Here is a 19,530-nt window from a genome sequence, read left to right on the forward strand (position 1 = left end):
TCATCGCCAGAACACGAACAGATTCCACCCGTAGGACGCGAGGACGCTGGGCACCCCGGACAGGCCGAACAGCCAGTAGACGAAGTCGAAGAAGGCGCGGTTGAGGAACGGGATGAACAGTAGTGCGAACACGATCAGGAAGCCGTACGGCGCGATCTTCTGCATCGAGAACCGGGTCTGCTCGGACAGATACGGTTCGATGGCCCCGTAGCCGTCGAAGCCGGGCACCGGCGCGATGTTGAGGACTGCGGCGGTGATCTGCAGGAACGCCAGCATCGACAGGGCGGCCCACAGATTGAGTCCGTCGGCGAAATACAGGACGTTGTCGCCTGAGCCGAAACCCTGCGATCCGTATGTGCTGGGTTGGGCGAATCTCACCACGATCAGCAGGATCGCGCCGAGTGCGGCGTTGGTGAGTGGCCCGGCCAGCGACACCATCGTCCGTTGGGCGCGGGTGAATCCGTGCTGGTGGACGTACACCGCACCGCCGGGAAAACCGATGCCACCCAACAGGATGATCAGTAGCGGCAGCCCGATCGACAGCCCGGGGTGGGTGTAGCGCAGCGGGTTGAGGGTGAGATATCCGCGCAGTTCGGCGTTGCGGTCGCCGAAGCGGAAGGCGGTTACCGCGTGGGCGAATTCGTGCAGGCACAGCGAGATGACCCAGCCGGCCAGTACCAACAGCAGGGTGCCGCCGACCGACTCGAGGTTGCGGCCCGGTGCGGAGCCCGCGACCAGCCATCCGCCGGCCGCGGCGGCGACCACCAGACCGAGGAAGACCGGGCCGGGACGTACCGCGCGGATGATCTCGCGGGTCGTCGGACGCAACGGTGCCGAGGTCATGGCCGTACCAGGCGCAGGTCGGTGTCGTGCCGGTAGAAGGTGGATCGCTTGACCACGCGGGGATTCACCACGCCCTCCCTTTCGACGACGATGTTGGTGCCGCCGGTCTGGGCCGCGCGCCCGGTCAGCCAGCGGCCCGGCAGCAGCAACCGCTCCACCTGGGCGCGCAGGCCGGGCAGGGCAAGGGTGGGTTCGATGAGCACCGAGCGCACCTCGCCACGGAACAGTCGTTCGCTGTCGACGTAGGTCTCGCCGTGCAGTTTGGCGCCTTCGGCGCCGAGGTGTCGGGCTCGGCCGAGCAGGACGGTGGCCGCGTCGTCGCGGATCAGCGGTACCGAGGTCGCCGTGCCGTGTTCGGCGAGTTCCCGCGCTGCCGGTCCGTGCGGTAGGCCGTAGCGTGTGGAGGCGCCGGTGGCCTCCGCCGGTAGCAGGGCCACCTCCACGTCGAGGCGCTCGGCCAGCATCAACGCGGCCAGCACCTGGGCGAAGAAGGTGTCCGACTCGTCGGCGATGGTCGGGGCGACCCGCTCGGCGACGCGCGGTTCCACGAGGAGGCGGGTGACCGCGGGGTCGGCCACCGCCGTGGTGACCGCGGTGCGGATGGCGGTCTTGTCGTCGGAGCGGGAGGCCTGCGAAATCAGCGCAAAAGACACTCGAATAGCGTATCGACCCGGGCGAACAAGTAAGGTTGGCCTGTTGTTCACCCGTCCCGACTCGAAGGAGTAACCGACCATGGCCGCGATCGTGCTGATCGGCGCCCAATGGGGTGACGAGGGCAAAGGCAAGGCGACCGACCTCCTGGGCGGGAAGCTGCAATGGGTTGTCCGCTACCAGGGCGGCAACAATGCCGGTCACACGGTGGTGCTGCCGAACGGTGAGACCTTCGCTCTGCACTTGATCCCGTCGGGCATCCTCACCCCGGGAGTGAAGAACGTCATCGGTAACGGTGTCGTGGTGGATCCGGGGGTGCTGCTCACCGAACTGGGTGGACTCGAGGACCGCGACATCGACACCTCGGGCCTGATGATCTCCGCGGATGCGCATCTGCTGATGCCGTACCACGTGGCGATCGACAAGGTCACCGAGCGTTTCCTCGGCAACAAGAAGATCGGGACCACCGGCCGGGGTATCGGGCCGTGCTATCAGGACAAGATCGCTCGTGTCGGCGTGCGGGCGGCCGACGTGCTGGACGAGAAGATCCTCGCCCAGAAGGTCGAGGCTGCGCTCGAGCTGAAGAATCAGATCCTGGTCAAGATCTACAACCGCCGCGCGCTCGAGCCGGCGCAGGTGGTCGATGAGGTGCTCGAGCAGGCCGAGGGCTTCAAACATCGGATCGCCGACACCCGGTTGCTGCTCAACAAGGCGCTCGAACGGGGCGAGACGGTGCTGTTGGAGGGGTCGCAGGGCACGCTGCTCGATGTCGACCACGGCACATATCCGTACGTGACGTCGTCGAACCCCACCTCGGGTGGTGCGGCGGTTGGCGCGGGAATCGGACCCAACAAGATCACCACCGTGTTGGGCATTCTGAAGGCGTACACGACGCGTGTCGGGTCGGGGCCGTTCCCGACCGAGCTGTTCGACGAGTGGGGTGCCTACCTCGCCAAGACCGGCGGAGAGGTCGGCGTCACCACGGGTCGGGCGCGGCGCTGCGGCTGGTTCGATGCGGTGATCGCGCGGTATGCGACCCGGGTCAACGGGATCACCGACTACTTCCTCACCAAGCTCGACGTGCTGTCCAGCCTGGACACGGTGCCGATCTGCGTGGCCTACGACGTCGACGGTGAGCGAGTCGAGGACATGCCGATGACGCAGACCGGTTTCCATCACGCCAAGCCGATCTACGAGGAGATGCCCGGCTGGTGGGAGGACATCTCCGGATGCACGACCTTCGAGGAACTGCCCAAGAATGCGCAGGACTACATTCTGCGTCTGGAAGATCTTGCCGGCGCACATATCTCGTGCATCGGAGTGGGACCGGGGCGCGATCAGACCATAGTGCGACGCGAGATCGTCTAGCTGCGTCATCGTGTAGGTGCGGTATCGGACGTCGAGTAACCGTCGAGGGGGCGGGATGGACCGGGGGAGTCGTGACTACGGATCGATCCTGCTCGGTTCGGCGTCTGAGGGCGGGTTCAAGCAGCGGGTTCGCATCCAGACCCTGCTGACGTCGTTCCTGTTGATCGCCAACCTGATCGGCGCGATTCTGGCGATCGCGTTGTCGGCGGTGGGGATTCCGGAGCCGTCGTTGTTCCAGTCGGAACTGTGGTGGGTCAACTACATCGCGGTGCCGGTGTATGTGGCGGTGGCGTTTGTGGTGGGCACAGTCCTCGGGACCGTGGTGGTGGTGCGAGATCTGCAGTGGGCCATCCGGGATCGTCCGCCAACCGCCAAGGATGCCCGGCGTGCGCAGCGCGCGCCGTGGCGACTGGTGTTCATCCAGGGTGCGTTGTGGGCGGCGGCAACCGTCATGTTCACCATCATGTACGGCGTTCTGGACCCGAATCTGATCCCGAAGATGTTCTTCGTGGTGGGGCTCAGCGGCATTGTGGTGGTCGCGATCTCCTACCTGCTCATCGAATTCGCGCTGCGGCCGGTGGCGGCCGAGGTGATCAGCGCCGGCTACCGGCGGCGTAAACGCAGTGGAGTCCGCTCGCGGTCGATCGTGTCGTGGATGGTGGGGTCAGCGATACCGATCATCGGCATCCTGCTGGTGGTGTTCTTCGGTGCTTTTCGGGATGACACGTCGAAACTCGATCTGTTCGTGGGTGTCACGGTGCTGGCCGTGATCGCATTGTCGACAGGGTTGCTGCTGACGGTGCTGACCAGTATCAGTGTGACGGCGCCGATCCGGAGTGTGCGTACCGCGATGAACCGGGTGCAGAGCGGCCGGATCTCGGATGTCGATCTCGTCGTCTACGACGGCACCGAGCTCGGTGATCTGCAGGTGGGTTTCAACAGCATGGTGGGCGGATTGCGTGAGCGCGAACGCATGCGGGATCTGTTCGGCCGTCATGTGGGTCGCGATGTGGCCGAGGCGGCGTTGGCTCAGGACCCCGAGCTCGGCGGCGCCGAGCGCACTGTGGCGGTGGTGTTCGTCGACGTGATCGGATCCACGACGCTGGCGCAGGGGCGTACTCCGAGCGAGGTCGTCGAGATCCTGAATAGGTTCTTCGCCGTGATCGTGGCAGCAGTGGAACGTGGTCAGGGGTTGGTGAACAAATTCGAAGGGGATGCGGTGCTCGCCATTTTCGGAGCTCCGCTCGAGATCGACGATCCGGCGGGTGCGGCTTTGATGGCGGCTCGCGACATCGCGAGCGGCCTGGCGCATGAGGTTCCGGACATCTCCGCGGGCATCGGCGTCAGCTACGGGACGGTGGTGGCCGGAAATGTGGGCGCCATCGAGCGATTCGAGTACACGGTGATCGGCGATCCGGTCAACGAGAGTGCGCGGTTGTCGGAGCTGGCCAAGCGCGATCCGCGCCGTCCGTTGGCTTCCGGACGGGCTGTGGATGCAGCCGACGGTGAGGCGACGTCATGGGAACGGCAAGAAAGCACAACGCTTCGTGGACGCAGCGAAGAAACGGTGGTGTACGCGGCGCTGTAGCGCATGCGTCAGCGCGGGTAGGTGACGATGACCTGTCCGGTGCGCGCGTTGCGCCAGGAGATGGTGCGGTCGGTGTGCATGGTCGGTATCCACGGCCCGTCATGTTTGCGGTCGTGGTCGGGGCGGCACAGGGGTGCGAGGTTGAAGGCCACGGTCCAGCCACCGGCCAACGGGTCGGCATGGCAGAACTTGAGCAGGTGGTCGAGTTCGCACTCCTCAGACGGTCGGCCGCAGTACGGATAACGGCAGCGCCGGTCCAGTTGGATGATCTCGGCCCGCAATGCGGCTGACGGTTTGTAGGTCAGTGCTCCGGGTGGTGGGGTGGCGAATCCGCCGTGGCCGGTGGGGTCGATGGGTGGGGCTGGTGTGTGGTTGCCGAAGATGATCAACCCGCTGGCGGTACGGGTTTCACTGGGGCGGGCGGTGATGGTGGTGGCGTGTGGTGCGATCCGTGCGGCGTGGGCGGGATCGATGGCGCCGTAGCCCATCAGGCGGGTCGGGTCGAGACCGGTCGGGTCATGGAGCAGGGTCAGGCCGGGGACGACGAGGCCGGGATCGGCGTCCGCGTCCGAGTCGGAGTCGCTGTCGGTTTCGGCGGAGTCGTCGGCCGGTTCCGCGTCGGCGACGTCGGTGTCGTGTTCGGCGGGTGGTGCGGTGATGAACTCTCGTCGCGGGTTCGGGGAGGGCGCGACATCCTGAGTGGTGTCATCGGCATGGGTTCCGGTGCCGGATTGGCTACTCTCGCCGTTGTTGTCGATGTTCGAGTCGCTGTCGCTGTCGACGGCAGTGTCGTCGTCGAGGTCGGCGAGGGTGATCGGCTGTTCTTCTGCCGCGTCAGGCCCACCCGTCTCGGGTTCGTCGGCGGTCTGGCCGGATGCGCTGGCGTCGTCAGCCGTGCTGGTGTCGACCGACGAGTCGCGCTCACTGTCGGTGCGCTCACTGTCGGTGCGCTCACTGTCGGTGACCGAACTCGAGGTGGAATCCGTGGCCTGCCCCCGGTTGCTGGTACGAGTCTGGCGGGCGGGGCAGGTGTCGTCGCCGCAGTGGCAGCGTAGTTTCGCGCCGGGGGCTTTGATGATTTCGGCGAACGCGGCCACGCGTTGGGCTTTGATGCTGCGCCCATCACGGCGACACACCCGTCGTCCGATGAGGGCGCTGATGCGGTCGCGCAGGTGTACGCCGTGTTCGGCGGGGATGCAGGCATCGACGGTCATGTGACCGAACGCTTCGTTACCGATCGTCACATCCCCGAACAGGTCGGTGATGTCATCGCGCGTCTGGGCCGCCCGATCGGGGTCGAGGCTGATGATGATGGCGTCGAGATCATCTCGCAGGGCGGTGTCGGTGGTGGGGCGGCTGGCCAGATCGAGCACCACATCATCGAAATCCCACGGCTCATCATCCTCGGCATCGTCACCGGCGGGATCGTCGGTGGCGGCGGGGTCGGTCTCGGACGCAGCATCATCGGAGCCGCCATCATCAGTGCCGCCGCCGTCGGTGCGCTCACCGTCGGTGCCGGCGTCGAGGTCAGATTCGGGGTCGTCGAGGTCGAGGGTGAGTTCCTCGTCGACATCCTTGCTGTCGGTGTCGTCGGTGGTGTCAGCGTTGTCGGCGAGTTCGCCCAGTCGTGCTCGCAGATCGCCGGTGGGGCCGGTGGCGGCGCCGCGGATGGCCACACCCAGCCGGTGGGGTCTCAAATCGCCGGCGCGGAAGGCGTCACGGATCTTGGGGTGTTCGTCGAGCAGTTCATCGAGACCGACCCATTCGCCGGCTTGACGTCGAGAAATACCCAACTGCAGCGAGATTTCGCCTTTCGCGGCCTTGTCGGCGGCGTTGCGGACTCGGTTCGGAACGAAATCGTTGTACCCGGCCAGGCGCTCGTTGTAAGTGGATTGCCCGATCTGACGGGCGATCTGCATCGCGATTGCCTGGGCTTGATTACTCAACCGCAACAGATCGCGACCGTACTGCGCCAACTCGTCGAGACTGCTGCTGGCCAGCAGAGCGTCGTCGGCAGCACGGTCGGTGAAGGTGAACACGAGACGCTCCTTTCCGGCGAAGACGGTCTCTGAGGTCGGGATGGGTTGGTGGGGGAATCGAACTGCTATCAGACTATCGGGCGGGTCTGACAACTTTTGGTGCGCTACGGGTGCGGTGTGGATGGACTCGATCGGTGAGCTGTTGGGTTCAGGATAGCGGCGGGGTCCGACAACTTTTCGTGGCTGAGTGTGGTTGCGTGGGTGGACCCTTCGCGACGCGGCCTCGCGCGCTCGGACGCTCCTCAAAGATCGGGGGGCGCGGGTTTGTAGGCTCGACCGCTACTCATGGTCAGAGGCTGCGCTCGTTCCTCGACTTGTTCCTTTGGGTCAGGGCGCTTCGCTTGTTCGTCGCTGCGCTCTTTGTGGCTCATGACAAAGCCCTTCCTTTCCGATTCTCTGATTCTCGGGAAACGTTGGTGGGGAACCGAACTGCTATCAGACTATCGGGCGGGTCTGACAAATTTGGTGCGCTGCAAGTGGGCTGTGGATGGACTTGTTCGGTGAGGTGTTGGGTACAGGATAGCGGCGGGGTGTGACAACTTCGTGCGTGAGAGTGGTTGCGTGGGTGGACCCTTCGTGACGCGGCCTCGCACGCTCGGACGCTCCTCAGGGGTCAGAAATGCGGCCTCGCAAGCTCGGCCGCTCCCCCGGGGTAGAAGGCAGGGGACGTTCCTCGCCCGCTTCCTACGCGGCGTCAGTCGGTGCCGCTCGTTGCATAAAGCCCGACCCGGAGAGGGACGATCGGGGATGATGGTCACCATGACATTCGCCCGGGGTGCGCAATCGGACGCTGATCGGCGCTGCGTCGAACTCGCGGCCATCGGGGCCGACATCAATGCCGACCCCGAGCCGCGCAACGGTGACCGCTCGGCGTGCGAGGAATGTACTCAACTCGGTGAACACCACTGGGCGCACCTACGGATCTGTCTGACGTGTGGTCATGTCGGGTGCTGCGACTCGAGCCCGCGGCGTCACGCGGCAGCCCACTTCGACGAGACAGGTCACTCGGTGATGCGCTCGGCCGAGCCCGGCGAGGTCTGGCGATGGTGCTATGTCCATCAGTCGACGGACTGATGCGGGGTGCGGGCCGCCGACGATGCGGGACCGACGCGATCTGTTAGCGGCCGTGCACTGAACTGCACGTAGGATCTGGTCATGACGTCAGACAGCGACAACGCTTCGCAGGCGTCGGCGCCGGCGGGCGGAGAGGCCGCGTCGGCGCCGGACGCACACGCTTCCACCCCGGCAGAACACGCGTCGGTGGAGCAACCGCCGGCCGATCAGACGCCATCCGACGCACCGGCCGACCACCAGTCCCCTGATCGTGGCCCGGAGCAGCACGTTCCGGCACCCGCCGTCGGACCGCCCGCGGTAATCGGCACCCCGCTGAGCCCGTCAGCAACCAAGGTGATGGTGCTCGGCGCCGGTGAACTGGGCAAAGAGGTCATCATCGCGTTCCAGCGCCTCGGCGTCGAGGTGATCGCCGTCGACAGGTACGCCGACGCGCCGGGTCAGCAGGTCGCACACCATGCCGAGGTCATCGACATGACCGACGCCGCGGCACTCCTGGCGCTGATCGAGCGCTACCGCCCGCATTACGTGGTCCCGGAGATCGAGGCGATCGCGACCGAGGCCCTCATCGAGGTGGAGAAGCGGGCGCTCGCCGAGGTCATCCCGACCGCACACGCTGTGGTTGCCACCATGAACCGCGAAGGCATCCGGCGCCTCGCCGACGAGGAACTCGGACTGCCCACCTCGCCCTATCTGTTCGCATCGTCGGCGGAGGAGCTCGAGGCGGCGGTCGCCGAGATCGGCTTCCCCTGCGTGGTGAAACCGGTGATGTCGTCGTCGGGCAAGGGCCAGACCGTGGTGCGTGCACCCGCCGACATCGGCGGCGCCTGGCAGAACGCGACGACCGGCGCTCGTGTGCAGGGCGAGCGGGTCATCGTCGAGGGCTTCATCGAGTTCGACTACGAGATCACCCTGCTGACGGTCCGCGCGATCGATCCCGTCACCGGTCGCCTCGCCTCCCATTTCTGCGCACCGATCGGTCACCAGCAGGTCGGCGGCGACTACGTGGAGAGCTGGCAGCCGCACGAGATGTCCACCGACGCGCTGGCCGCGGCGACCTCCATCGCGGCCCGCATCGCCACCGCGATGGGCGACGGGAAGCTCGGCGGTCGAGGTATCTTCGGCGTCGAACTCTTCGTCCAAGGCGACGACGTCTACTTCTCCGAGGTCAGCCCGCGCCCGCACGACACCGGGTTGGTGACTCTCGCCACGCAACGCCTCTCCGAGTTCGAGATGCACGCGCGCGCCATCCTCGGCCTGCCCGTCGACGTCACGCTGGCCTCGCCAGGTGCGTCTGCGGTGATCTACGGTCAGCTCGACGAACCGGCCATCGGATTCGCCAACGTCGCTCGTGCGCTGGCCGTACCCGAAACCGACATCCGGCTGTTCGGCAAGCCGCAGAGCTTCCACCGGCGCCGCATGGGTGTCATCACCGCCACCGCCGACGATGTGGCCACGGCCCGCCAGCGCGCCGTCCAGGCGGCGTCGCTGGTGACGCCGGTGGCGGCGCGTCCCTTCGAACGGACTGTCCCCGAGCCGCTGGGTAACCCGCCGGTGCCGCCACCGCCCCGCCGTCCGGGGCCGCCGCCCGGTGCTCCGAATGTGCCGCCGCACGCCGGTCCACAGCAACAGCGCCCAGCTGGCTGGGCCTATCCGGCCGGACCGCGTCCGGCCGGCGCACCGCCGATTTCCGGGCAGCCGCCGCGCCCGGGCCCGGGTGGACGTCCGCCGCGGCCGACCCCGCCGGGACCGCCGCCCGGTGGCCCACGGCCCGGCCCACCGCCGCAGCGGGGGCCGCAACCACCACGCGGCGGCGCGCCCGGACGCCCCGTCGGGCCGCCGCCCGGACGGCCCGGTCCGCCGCCGGGACCCACCCCTCCACCGGCATCGCGTCCGGCCGGGCCCACGGCGAATCGCCAGGCCGACGAACCGTCGCGCGCCTCGGTCGACTGACCCCAACCGACGATGTCGCTGGGTGGGGAACTGCTCATCGGAGCGGTCATCCTGGTCGGTCTGCTGGGCATCGTCTTCCCGGTGCTGCCCGGAAGCATCCTGGTGGCGCTCGCGATCGGCGTGTGGGCGGTCGCGGTCGGTGGCTGGGCGTGGGGCATCTTCGCCGCCGCCGCGGCTGTCATCGTCATCGGTGAAGTGGTCAAGTATCTGGTCGCCGGGCGGTCGTTGAAGGCCTCCGGTGTGCCGAACACCACCATCGCCGTCGGCGGGGTCCTCGGCATCATCGGGTTTTTCGTGATCCCGGTGATCGGACTGTTCATCGGCTTCGTCGTCGGCGCCATGATCGCCGAGCTGGTCCGCACCCGAAGCGCGCACGCCGCCTGGCGGGGCACCGTGTCGTCCGCAAAGGCCGCGGCCATCACCATCGGCATCGAGTTGTTCGCCGCGTTGCTCGGCACCGCGATCTGGCTTGTCGGGGCAGGGATCTGGTGACCCGGCCGGCTGCGGGGATCATCTCTGCCGCAACGCTGCTGCTGGTCGCCGGATTCGTCGACGCCATCGCCTTCATCTACCTGCAGGCAAACTTCGTGTCCTTCATGTCCGGCAACACCACCGTGATGGGTGTGTCGCCCAGCCTGGGGCACTGGTCAGATGTGGGGATATGCGCCGGGCTGATCGCGCTGTTCTTCGCCGGTGTGTTCGTGGGCTCGGTCATCAACCGCACCCGCCGACGCCCCCGGGAATGGCTGCTGTGGACGGTGACGGGCACCATGGCTCTGGGTGCCACAGTTGCCGGCCTGCAACCGGATTCGTCGGGACAAGGCATCGCCGGGGCGGGCGTGACCGGCATGCTGGTGGTGGCGGTCGCGACCGGCATGATCAATGCGATCTTCGAACGGGACGCCGCGGTGCCCTACGGACTCACCTACGTCACCGGCACATTGGTACGTTCGGCTCGGCAACTCGCCGATACGGTGGTGACGCGCGGGGATCACACCGACGCTCCGCGTCGGGCGTGGCTGAAATCGCTGGGAATGTGGTCGCTGCTCGCCGTCGGCGCCGTCGGCGGGGGCTACGGCTTCCGATGGTTGACGTTGTCCGCATTGTGGATTCCGGTAGTCGCACTGCTCGTCATGGCGCTCACGACCGCACTGGCGCGTGTCGTGAACCGAGCGGAATGATCATCGGCCCGCCGGCGACCGGGTCCTCCATCACGTGGGCCTGGAGACCGAAGGCGTCCTCGAGGAGGTCGGCGGTGACGACGTCGTCGGGTCGACCCTGCGCGACGATCTGTCCCGCCCGCATCACGAACAGTGAATCGCTGTAGCGGGCAGCGAGATTGAGGTCGTGCAGCACCATCACCACGGTCTTGCCGTGCTCGGTGCGCAACGTGTGTACCAAATCGAGGATCTCCACGGAGTGCGCGAGATCGAGGTAGGTGGTCGGCTCGTCGAGCAACAGCAGATCGGTCTCCTGGGCCAGCGTCAGCGCGATCCACACCCGCTGTCGTTGTCCGCCGGACAACGCGTCGATGGGGCGGTCGGCCAGATCGGCGGTCTCGGTCTGCGCCAACGCCCGAGCCACCGCGGCTTCGTCCGCCGCGGTCGCCTGCTGATACCACCGCTGGTGCGGATGACGGCCGCGGATGACCAGGTCGGCGACGGTCAGACCTTCGGGCGCAACGGGATTCTGCGGCAGCAGACCCAGCGCGCGGGCCACCGATTTCGGCCGCATCCGGTTGATGTCTTCGTCGTCGAGATAGACGGTGCCGGCGCGGGGCGGCAACAACCGCGACAGCGCACGCAGCAACGTCGACTTCCCACATCCGTTGGGACCGATGATCGTGGTGATCTGGGCGTCGGGGATGGCGATGTCCAGATCGGTGATCACCGTCCGCTCGTCGTAGCCGACGCTGAGCCCTTCTGCACGCAGCCGACACCGCCCGTTGTTCGGGGAGGTGACGTCGGTGCCGAAACCGTTGGTCATACGGTGGCCTTTCGGGACATGGTGATCATGAGGTAGATGAGGAACGGTCCGCCGATCGCGGCGGTGACGATGCCCACCGGCAGGTTGCCGGGCAGCACCGTTCGGCACAGCAGGTCGCCGCCGAGGACCAGCATCGCGCCGATCAGTCCGGACGCCAGGGGCGTCGGCTGCGACGATCCGGTGAGTCGCAGGGCGATCTGCGGTGCGAGCAGCGCGACGAACGCGATCGGTCCGGCCGCCGACACGCACAGCGCGGTGACGAACACCGCGACCAGCAGCACCACTGCGGTGACCCGGCCGGCGTTCACACCGAGCCCGCGGGCGATGTCGGGTCCGAGGCCCAGCACACCGATCGGGCGCGACAACCCGAGCACCATGGTCACACCGACCGCCACCGCGATCAGCGACGGCCACACGTCGGTCCACGTCGCCTGCGACACCGACCCCACCAGCCAGGTCTGTGCGCGTGCGGCGTCGGCGATCTGCGCGCGGGTCAACATATAGCTGGTGAGCGCCTGCAGCATCCAGGTGACGCCCACGCCGATGATGACCAGCCGGAACGGGTCTATCCCCGAATTCGCCCGCCGCCCCGGCCAGGCCAGGATGTACATCGCGATCGCCGTCACGAAACCGCCGAGAAGGGCTGCCGTCGGGATGCCGAGGCCGGCGAGCCAGGCGCCCCAGCTGGTCGAGAACGCGATGGCCGCCACCGCGGCTGCGCTCGCCCCGGCAGTGATGCCGAGGATGTCGGGGGTCGCCAGCGGGTTGCGGGCGATCCGCTGGGTCAACGCGCCGGCCATGCCGAAGCCGAAGCCCACCAGCAGGGAGACGAGCGCGCGGGGCAGCGAGACGTCGAAGACCACCACGTTCTCGATGCGGGTTCCGCCGCCGAGCAGGACGCGCGCGACATCGAACGGCCCCATCGGGTAATCGCTGACACCGACGCTGAGCAGGAACAGCAGCACGGTGATCGCGGCGCCCACGAATCCCACCGTCAGCATGCGCGGCCGAATCACCCACGACGACGGTCCGATCCGCACAACGCGCCGGGTGGCCCGCCGCTGACCGGCGGTGGTCTGGTCGGGTTCGGGGGCCGGCGGCTGCGGCGCGACGTCGACGGTCATACGCTCACCAACTTCCGTCGACGCACCAGCGCGATCAAGAACGGCGCCCCGACCAGCGCGAGCACCACACCGACCTGGATCTCGCCGGGCCGGGCGATGACGCGGCCCAGGATGTCACACACCAAGATGAGGATCGCACCGAGCAACGCCGAGTAGGGCACTATCCAGCGATAGTCGGGGCCGACGATCGCGCGGGAGATGTGCGGGACCACCAGGCCCAGGAAGACGATGGGGCCGCAGGCGGCCGTCGCGGCACCGATGAGCAGCGTGATGGTGAGGATGCCGACGGATCGGATCAACACCACCCGCGAGCCCAGCGCCTTGGTCATGTCCTCGCCGAGGCTGAGCACGTTGAGGAAGTAGCCGCTGCCCAGCGCCAGGATCAGTCCGAGGACGATGAACGGCAGACTCGCCGAGAACACGTCGAGGCCGCGGCCGGTGGTGGCGCCGACGTTCCAGAACCGCCAGGCATCCAACGTGACGCTGTCGGTGAGCACGATTCCCGAGGTGATGGCGAGTAGCAGCGCCGACAGTCCGGTGCCGGCCAGCACCAGTGTCAGCGGGCTCGCACCGGACAATGCGGACAGGCCGAACACCGCACTCGCGGCAATCAGGGCGCCCAGCAGACCGAAGGCCATGTAGGCGATCGGACTCTGGATGCCGAGCACGTAGACGCCGACCACCACCGCGCACGCCGCGCCGGCGTTCACTCCCAACATGCCGGGATCGGCGAGCGGGTTGCGGGTGTGGCCCTGGGCCAGCGCGCCGGCCGCGCCGATCGCGAGGCCCACGATCAGGCCGAGCACCGTACGCGGGAAACGGAGGTCCCAGACGATGCCGTACACGTCGTCGGCGCCGGGCGGGGGAGTGGGCGATTCCAGCACCAGCCACGGCACCCCGTGGAAGTCGGCGAGGGCCAGATGTGGCCAGCCGCCGGCCTGGATCGCGTCGAGAACCTCGCTCAAGCCGAGTTGGCGGGTACCGATGGCGACCGACGCGAGCAGCGCCACCACGAGAACCGCGGTGAGCAGCACAATCCCGGTCATTCGACGCACAAAGGGTTACCTTACCAACCTTTCCCGCCCCCGATGTCAGGGCCAAACGTTCCAATATCCGTTGTATAACGAATCACGCTCATGACTGTGAAGATGCTGAGCAGTGCGTAACGATTCGGCAGGCGCGGGCCGATAGTCACACCACACGTCGCAGAGACAACACGTCGCACGGACGTTGCGTCGACAGGCGCAACTCGTCGAGAAGTCGAAGCAATCGAGAAGTCGAAGCAATCGAGAAGACAACAGTCGAGAAGACAACAGAGGAGAGGGCGATGAGAGCATCACTCAAGCGTGCGGGGGCAGCCGTGCTGGCCACGGTCGGCATCGCGGCAGGTTCGCTGGCAGGCACTGCGCCGGCACAGGCCGCGACTCCGGGTGATCTGCAGATCCTGGGAGGCATCGAATGCCATTTCGGTCAGTGGGGCCAGCCGTGGAATCAGGCCTGGTACATGTACCGCTGGATGACGGTCCGCAACATCGGTGACACCACCATGCACAACGTCATCCTCAACGAGATCAACGGCGCGTCGGTGCGCGTCAAGGAACTCAAGCCGGGTGAGTCGATGTCCAAGTGGAACGGTAACCGCTGGGTCCGTCCGATCGAGACCCGTTGGTTCGGCTGCTTCCCGTCGTCGATCTCCGGCTTCACCTTCGCCAACGAGGCCGAGAACCTGACCAACAACTTCGGCTACTGGCAGAACTTCCGCCGGATGGACAACCCGGGCCAGCAGACCCCGCCCACCGGTAGCTAGGTCTCCCGCCGTCGGCGCTGGGTAGCGCCGACGGCACCCGGTTTCGCGCCGACAGAACCCGGTTTCGCGCCGACAGAACCCGGTTTCGCGCCGACAGAACCCAAAAAATCACCGAGAGAACCCACGGTCTGTGATGACCGGCCCGCGAACTTGTGCGGGTGGGTTCTCTCGGTGATTTTTTGGGTTCTGTCGGCTGCCGTGCTGAGCGCGTTGGCGAGGTGACTCGCCAACGCTCGGGACTCAGCTGGAGGGGCGGGCGACCTTGTCGGGCTCGCTGGCGGCGAGCATGTCCTCGCGCTCGACGACCTTGACGCGTTCGCGGCCTTCGGCGGCGCCCAGGGCGCGCTCGTGCTCGTCGAGGCGGTACCAGCCGTCCCAGGTAGTGAACGGGATGCTCTTGGCCTCGAGGATCTCGATGAGGGCGTCCTCGGACGGACGGCTCGGCGAGAGCAGAGCGCCGTTGGTCATGTCCTCGAGAATGCAGTCGACGGTTTCGTTGGCGTCGCCCTTCGTGTGACCGATCAGGCCGACCGGGCCGCGTTTGACCCAGCCGGTGGTGTAGATGCCGGTGAGTTGGCTGCCCTCGTCGAACACGCGTCCGGCCTCGTTCGGGATCACGCCTGCCTGGTGGTCGAACGGGATCTGCGGCAGGTTGTCCGACAGGTAGCCGACAGCACGGTAGACCGCGCCGATCTCCCAGTCGGTGTGCTTGCCGGTCGGCTTGACGTTGCCGGTGCCGTCGAGCTGGGTGCGCTCGGTGCGCAGGCCGACGACCTTGCCGTCCTCGCCGAGGATCTCCACCGGATTCTCAAAGAAGTGCAGGTAGAGCTTGTGGATCGCGCCCTGCTTGGGGTCGCGGATAGCGTAGTTCTCGATGATCGTGGCGACCTGGTCGGTGATCTTCGACCCACGGCGGGCCACTGCCGAACCCTCGTCGTACTCGATGTCCTCGGGTGCGACGATGACCTCGATGTTCGGGGAGTGGTCGAGTTCCTTGAGTTCGAGCGGGGTGAACTTGGCCTGCGCCGGTCCGCGACGCCCGAACACGTGCACCTCGACGGCCTTGTTGGCCTTGAGGCCCTCGTAGACGTTGGCGGGGATCTCGGTGGGCAGCAGTTCGTCGCCGGTCTTGGCCAGCACGCGCGCGACGTCGAGGGCGACGTTGCCGACACCGATGACGGCGACCTTCTCCTGGTCCAGCGGCCAGGTGCGCGGGAAGTCGGGGTGCCCGTCGTACCAGGCGACGAACTGGGCGGCGCCGTAGCTGCCCTCGAGGTCGATGCCGGGGATGCCCAACGCGCGGTCGTCGGTGGCGCCGGTGGAGAAGATCACCGCGTCGTAGAGGTCACGGAGTTCTTCCAGTGTGATGTCGGTGCCGTAGTCGACGTTGCCGATCAGGCGGACCTGCGGCTTGTCGAGCACCTTGTGTAGCGCCGTGATGATGCCCTTGATACGCGGATGATCCGGTGCCACGCCGTAACGGATCAGACCGAATGGTGCGGGCATGCGCTCGAACAGGTCGATACTGACGCCTCGGTCCTTGGCGGTGTCGGACTTCATCAACGCGTCGGCGGCGTAGATCCCGGCGGGACCTGCACCGACGATGGCAACCCGCAACGGGCGGCTGGTGTCACTCATGGAATAGGTGCTTTCCGTGGCTCTCTCGGTGACTTCCGGTGAAGAAGTCGGTGGCGGTGGCCGCTGACGCGGCGCCTATCCCTTCTACGGTAGGCGCTGATCGTCGTCGGCCAAAATCTCTTGTGAGGTAAACCTCACCTGTGTCCTCGGTGGTCAGCGCTGTGCGGCCGCCGAGATCGGCTCGACAGCCTGCTCGGCCACCCACGGGATGGTGAGCACAGTGGGCACCGACATCGCACTGCCCACCTGCTGATCGAGGTAGACCACGCGGCCCTCGGTAACCACCGGTAGCCGCGACCAGGCCGGATCGTTGCGCAGACGATCGTTGGCGCCGTCCCAGTCGACCGCGACCACGACGTCCACGCCGTTGAGCATGGACATGTTCTCGGCGGAGATCGAACCGTAGAAGCCGTTGGTGATGGCCGGTTGCAGTGACTCCGGAAACGTGAGCCCGTAGTCGGTGAGGGTCTGCCCTCGGCCGTCGGAGCCGGCATAGATCGACAGACCGCCGTCGGGCGAGGCCGTGACCACCACGCCGGTCTTGCCCGCGAATTCGGGATGCTGTTCGCGGATGTCGGCCAGGAATCCCTGTGTCTCGTCGATCTTGGCCTGCGCCTGTTCGGGTAGTCCCACGGCGCGACCGATCTGGGTCGTCTGCACGTCCCACGGCACCTGCCAATCGGGGTACTCGGCGGGGCGGGTGATGGTGGGTACCGCCTTCGACAGAATGTCGTATTGCTCCCGGGTCGGCGCGGCGCCGACGGCGGTGACCAGCTCCGGATCGGTCTGCAGGGCCAGCGGGATCTGACTGCCGAACTCTGCGGCGGCCTGCGGCAGGATCACCGGCTCCGCGTCGCCGAGTAGGTCGGCGTTCCAGGGTGTGCTGCGCTGGGTCGGATCGGCGAACGGCGCGATCGTCGTTGGTGTGATGCCCAGCGCCAACAGGGTATCGGCGTCGCCCACACCCATCGCCGCGACGCGTGAAGGCTGCTCGGTGACGGTCGTGGCGCCATACTCGTGGTCGATGGTCACGGGCAGGGCGCCGGGATCGGCGGCCGGCATCGACGACGATGCGGCGTTGTCTTCATCGGGTGCGCTGCATGCCCCGACCGCCAGTGCCGCGACGGCCACGAGTGACGTGATCGCGATCCGCACCGTGCGGGGGAGTGACCGATGTGCCTTCATGGGAGCCCTCACGTCGATTGGTTGGGTACCCTAGCCTAACCGCCTGTGGCGGGCCGGTGCCGCGGCCAGCGGGTCTGACGAGGGTCGATAGACTGCGCGCCATGGCCAAGCGTGCGGGTGATCAGGATCGTTCGGAGTCCGGTGGACCTTCCGACGGTCAGACCACGCCCGCGCCGACCTGGAAGGCGGCGTGGCCGTTCCTGGTGGCCCTGGGTGTGGTGGCCATCGCCGCGATCGGCATCGGCATCTCGTATCTGATCCGTCCCGCCGACGACCGGATGAGTACCGAAGCGCACATCCAGCATGCGGTCAACGATGCGTACACCGCTCGCAACGAGTTGGATTACACGCGCTACCGGGAGGCCACATGCGCTGCGGAACTCGCCTCCGACACCTTCCCGGACAAGGACACATTCGTCGAGCAGAACCGGGTCTCGTTCGAGGAGAACGGGCAGATCGTGATCCCGGAGATCGCCGACATCACCGTGAACGGTGACCGGGCGACCGCACAGGTACATTGGCATTTCGACGAGACGCCGGACTCAGAACAGGTCACGGATGTGGTCGTGGTGCGAGAAGACGGGGACTGGAAGGTGTGTACGTCGTGAGCTACGCGGGTGACCTCACGCCCCTGGAGGCGTGGAAGAAACTGGAGAACGACCCCAAGTCGGTGCTGGTGGACTGCCGCACCCGGGCCGAGTGGGCGTTTGTGGGTGTGCCGGATCTCGAGGTCATCGGTAAGAAGACGGTGTTCATCGAGTGGAACACCTTCCCGGACGGCCGCCACAATGATGCGTTCGTCTCGCAGTTGCGCGATGCGGGAATCGCCGATGACGACGAGGTGATCTTCATCTGCCGGTCCGGACATCGGTCCATCGGGGCGGCCGAGGCCGCGACCGCAGACGGGGTCGGCAAGGCCTACAACGTGCTCGACGGCTTCGAAGGTGGGCTGGACTCCGACGACCATCGCGGCAACGCGGGCTGGCGGGCACAGAACCTCCCCTGGCGGCAGTCGTGAGCCGGCAACTGCCCGAAGGTGTTTCGGCCGACACGCTGGCGGTGCGCGCCGGCCTCGACCGGTCGGGTTTCTTCGAGACCTCCGAGGCGCTGTATCTGACCAGTGGTTACGTCTACGACTCGGCGGAGGCCGCCGAACGCGCGTTCACCGGTGAGGACGAGCGCTTCGTCTACTCCCGCTACGGCAACCCCACAGTCGAGATGTTCCAGGAACGTCTGCGCCAGATCGAAGGTGCGCAAGCGTGTTTCGCCACCGCCAGCGGAATGGCCGCCGTGTTCGTCGCGCTCGGTGCGCTGCTGAAGGCCGGTGACCGCCTGGTGGCCGCACGCAGCCTGTTCGGCTCGTGCTTCGTGGTGTGCAACGAGATCCTGCCCCGTTGGGGTGTGGAGACGGTGTTCGTCGACGGCGAGGACCTCGACCAGTGGCGCGATGCGCTGTCGACGCCCACCACGGCGGTGTTCTTCGAGACCCCGTCCAACCCGATGCAGACCCTCGTCGACGTCGCGGCAGTGACCGAGCTGGCCCATGCCGCCGGCGCGAAGGTGGTGCTGGACAACGTGTTCGCCACCCCGCTGCTGCAGCGCGGACTCGACATGGGTGCCGACGTCATCGTCTACTCGGGGACCAAACACATCGACGGCCAGGGACGTGTGATGGGCGGTGCGGTGCTCGGCGAGCAGGAGTACATCGACGGCCCGGTTCAGACCCTGATGCGCCACACCGGGCCGGCGTTGAGTCCTTTCAATGCGTGGACGATGCTCAAGGGCCTCGAGACGATGCGGTTGCGGTTGGACGCCTCGGTCGCCTCGGCGTTGCGGATCGCCGAGTTCCTGGAGGCCGATCCACGGGTGGCGTGGGTCAAATATCCCTTCCTACAGTCACATCCGCAGTACGAACTCGCCAAGGCGCAGATGTCGGGCGGCGGCACCGTGGTGACCTTCGAGATCGCCGACCGTGACGGCGTCGGTGGCAAGAAGCGGGCCTTCGAGGTGCTCAACGGCCTGCAGATCGTCGACATCTCCAACAATCTCGGCGACTCGAAGTCGCTCATCACCCACCCGGCCACCACCACCCATCGTGCGATGGGTCCGGAGGGTCGAGCCGCGATCGGCGTCACCGACTCGGTGGTGCGGCTTTCGGTGGGGCTCGAGGGCGTCGACGACCTGATCGCGGATCTCGATCGGGCGCTGGGGTAAGGAAGTCGGCGGCCTGATCTCGATACGGCCCTCGGCTAGCGCCTCGGACCTACTCGATCACCG

General features: G+C 66.9%; 18 protein-coding genes. 10 read left to right on the forward strand and 8 right to left on the reverse strand.

The genetic code is table 11. The features are described 5' to 3' along the window. Together L1892_RS15215 and L1892_RS15220 are read right to left on the reverse strand one after the other, a co-directional pair. A complete protein-coding gene (locus tag L1892_RS15215) occupies window positions 1-843 on the reverse strand; it encodes a site-2 protease family protein (RefSeq protein ID WP_235724451.1) in 843 nt (280 codons plus the stop codon). Then, window positions 840-1,496, reverse strand: a complete 657-nt coding sequence (locus L1892_RS15220) for a hypothetical protein (RefSeq protein WP_235724452.1) — start codon at window positions 1,494-1,496, stop codon at window positions 840-842. Before L1892_RS15220 ends, L1892_RS15215 begins: the two co-directional genes overlap by 4 nt. A gap of 79 nt (window positions 1,497-1,575) precedes the next feature. Between L1892_RS15220 and L1892_RS15225 the strand changes: the two genes are divergently transcribed. Then, on the forward strand, window positions 1,576-2,862 hold the full coding sequence (locus L1892_RS15225) for an adenylosuccinate synthase (protein ID WP_235724453.1): 1,287 nt from the start codon (window positions 1,576-1,578) through the stop codon (window positions 2,860-2,862). Between the two features lie 55 nt (window positions 2,863-2,917). Next, entirely contained in the window at window positions 2,918-4,450 is a 1,533-nt protein-coding gene (locus tag L1892_RS15230; protein WP_235724454.1) for an adenylate/guanylate cyclase domain-containing protein, read from the forward strand. Window positions 4,451-4,458: 8 nt separating this feature from the next. Here L1892_RS15230 and L1892_RS15235 read toward each other — a convergent pair whose 3' ends face one another. Then, complete coding sequence (locus L1892_RS15235) at window positions 4,459-6,489, reverse strand: HNH endonuclease signature motif containing protein (RefSeq protein ID WP_235724455.1); 2,031 nt, start codon at window positions 6,487-6,489, stop codon at window positions 4,459-4,461. A 759-nt stretch (window positions 6,490-7,248) separates the two neighbouring features. On the opposite strand from L1892_RS15235, the gene L1892_RS15240 reads away from it, so the two are divergent. The 4 genes from L1892_RS15240 (at window position 7,249) to L1892_RS15255 (ending at window position 10,694) form a co-directional block, all read left to right on the forward strand. After that, window positions 7,249-7,563, forward strand: a complete 315-nt coding sequence (locus tag L1892_RS15240) for a UBP-type zinc finger domain-containing protein (RefSeq protein WP_235724456.1) — start codon at window positions 7,249-7,251, stop codon at window positions 7,561-7,563. Between the two features lie 81 nt (window positions 7,564-7,644). After that, window positions 7,645-9,513, forward strand: a complete 1,869-nt coding sequence (purT, locus tag L1892_RS15245; RefSeq protein WP_235724457.1) for a formate-dependent phosphoribosylglycinamide formyltransferase — start codon at window positions 7,645-7,647, stop codon at window positions 9,511-9,513. Between the two features lie 12 nt (window positions 9,514-9,525). Continuing rightward, window positions 9,526-10,005, forward strand: a complete 480-nt coding sequence (locus L1892_RS15250) for a DUF456 domain-containing protein (protein WP_235724458.1) — start codon at window positions 9,526-9,528, stop codon at window positions 10,003-10,005. Then, window positions 10,002-10,694, forward strand: coding sequence for a YoaK family protein (locus L1892_RS15255; RefSeq protein WP_235724459.1), 693 nt, complete (start codon window positions 10,002-10,004; stop codon window positions 10,692-10,694). The genes L1892_RS15250 and L1892_RS15255 overlap by 4 nt, the downstream gene beginning before the upstream one ends. Here the strand turns inward: L1892_RS15255 and L1892_RS15260 are convergent. Genes L1892_RS15260 through L1892_RS15270 form a run of 3 tightly spaced genes read right to left on the reverse strand, consistent with a single transcriptional unit; the run spans window position 10,654 to window position 13,669 of the window. Then, entirely contained in the window at window positions 10,654-11,499 is an 846-nt protein-coding gene (locus L1892_RS15260; protein ID WP_235724460.1) for an ABC transporter ATP-binding protein, read from the reverse strand. The two genes, L1892_RS15255 and L1892_RS15260, sit on opposite strands and share 41 nt — an antisense overlap. After that, window positions 11,496-12,623, reverse strand: a complete 1,128-nt coding sequence (locus L1892_RS15265; protein ID WP_235724461.1) for a FecCD family ABC transporter permease — start codon at window positions 12,621-12,623, stop codon at window positions 11,496-11,498. The genes L1892_RS15260 and L1892_RS15265 overlap by 4 nt, the downstream gene beginning before the upstream one ends. Further along, complete coding sequence (locus tag L1892_RS15270) at window positions 12,620-13,669, reverse strand: FecCD family ABC transporter permease (protein ID WP_235724462.1); 1,050 nt, start codon at window positions 13,667-13,669, stop codon at window positions 12,620-12,622. Before L1892_RS15270 ends, L1892_RS15265 begins: the two co-directional genes overlap by 4 nt. Window positions 13,670-13,950: 281 nt before the next feature. Between L1892_RS15270 and L1892_RS15275 the strand changes: the two genes are divergently transcribed. Next, entirely contained in the window at window positions 13,951-14,430 is a 480-nt protein-coding gene (locus tag L1892_RS15275; RefSeq protein WP_235724463.1) for a hypothetical protein, read from the forward strand. Between the two features lie 240 nt (window positions 14,431-14,670). On the opposite strand, the gene L1892_RS15280 is transcribed toward L1892_RS15275, so the two are convergent. After that, window positions 14,671-16,068: an FAD-dependent oxidoreductase gene (locus tag L1892_RS15280; RefSeq protein WP_235724464.1), complete on the reverse strand. Its 1,398-nt coding sequence runs from the start codon at window positions 16,066-16,068 to the stop codon at window positions 14,671-14,673. 153 nt (window positions 16,069-16,221) lie between these two features. After that, window positions 16,222-17,253, reverse strand: a complete 1,032-nt coding sequence (locus L1892_RS15285) for an ABC transporter substrate-binding protein (protein ID WP_235724465.1) — start codon at window positions 17,251-17,253, stop codon at window positions 16,222-16,224. A gap of 101 nt (window positions 17,254-17,354) precedes the next feature. Here L1892_RS15285 and L1892_RS15290 point away from each other — a divergent pair, with 101 nt between their 5' ends. The 3 genes from L1892_RS15290 to L1892_RS15300 are packed head-to-tail and all read left to right on the forward strand — an operon-like array spanning window position 17,355 to window position 19,467. Next, window positions 17,355-17,861, forward strand: coding sequence for an Rv0361 family membrane protein (locus L1892_RS15290; RefSeq protein WP_235724466.1), 507 nt, complete (start codon window positions 17,355-17,357; stop codon window positions 17,859-17,861). After that, window positions 17,858-18,271, forward strand: coding sequence for a rhodanese-like domain-containing protein (locus tag L1892_RS15295; protein ID WP_235724467.1), 414 nt, complete (start codon window positions 17,858-17,860; stop codon window positions 18,269-18,271). Before L1892_RS15290 ends, L1892_RS15295 begins: the two co-directional genes overlap by 4 nt. Continuing rightward, entirely contained in the window at window positions 18,268-19,467 is a 1,200-nt protein-coding gene (locus L1892_RS15300; protein WP_235724468.1) for an O-succinylhomoserine sulfhydrylase, read from the forward strand. Before L1892_RS15295 ends, L1892_RS15300 begins: the two co-directional genes overlap by 4 nt. Window positions 19,468-19,530 lie beyond the last annotated feature (63 nt).

Origin of the sequence: Gordonia tangerina, from assembly GCF_021556435.1 — a bacterium.
GTDB lineage: Bacteria > Actinomycetota > Actinomycetes > Mycobacteriales > Mycobacteriaceae > Gordonia > Gordonia tangerina.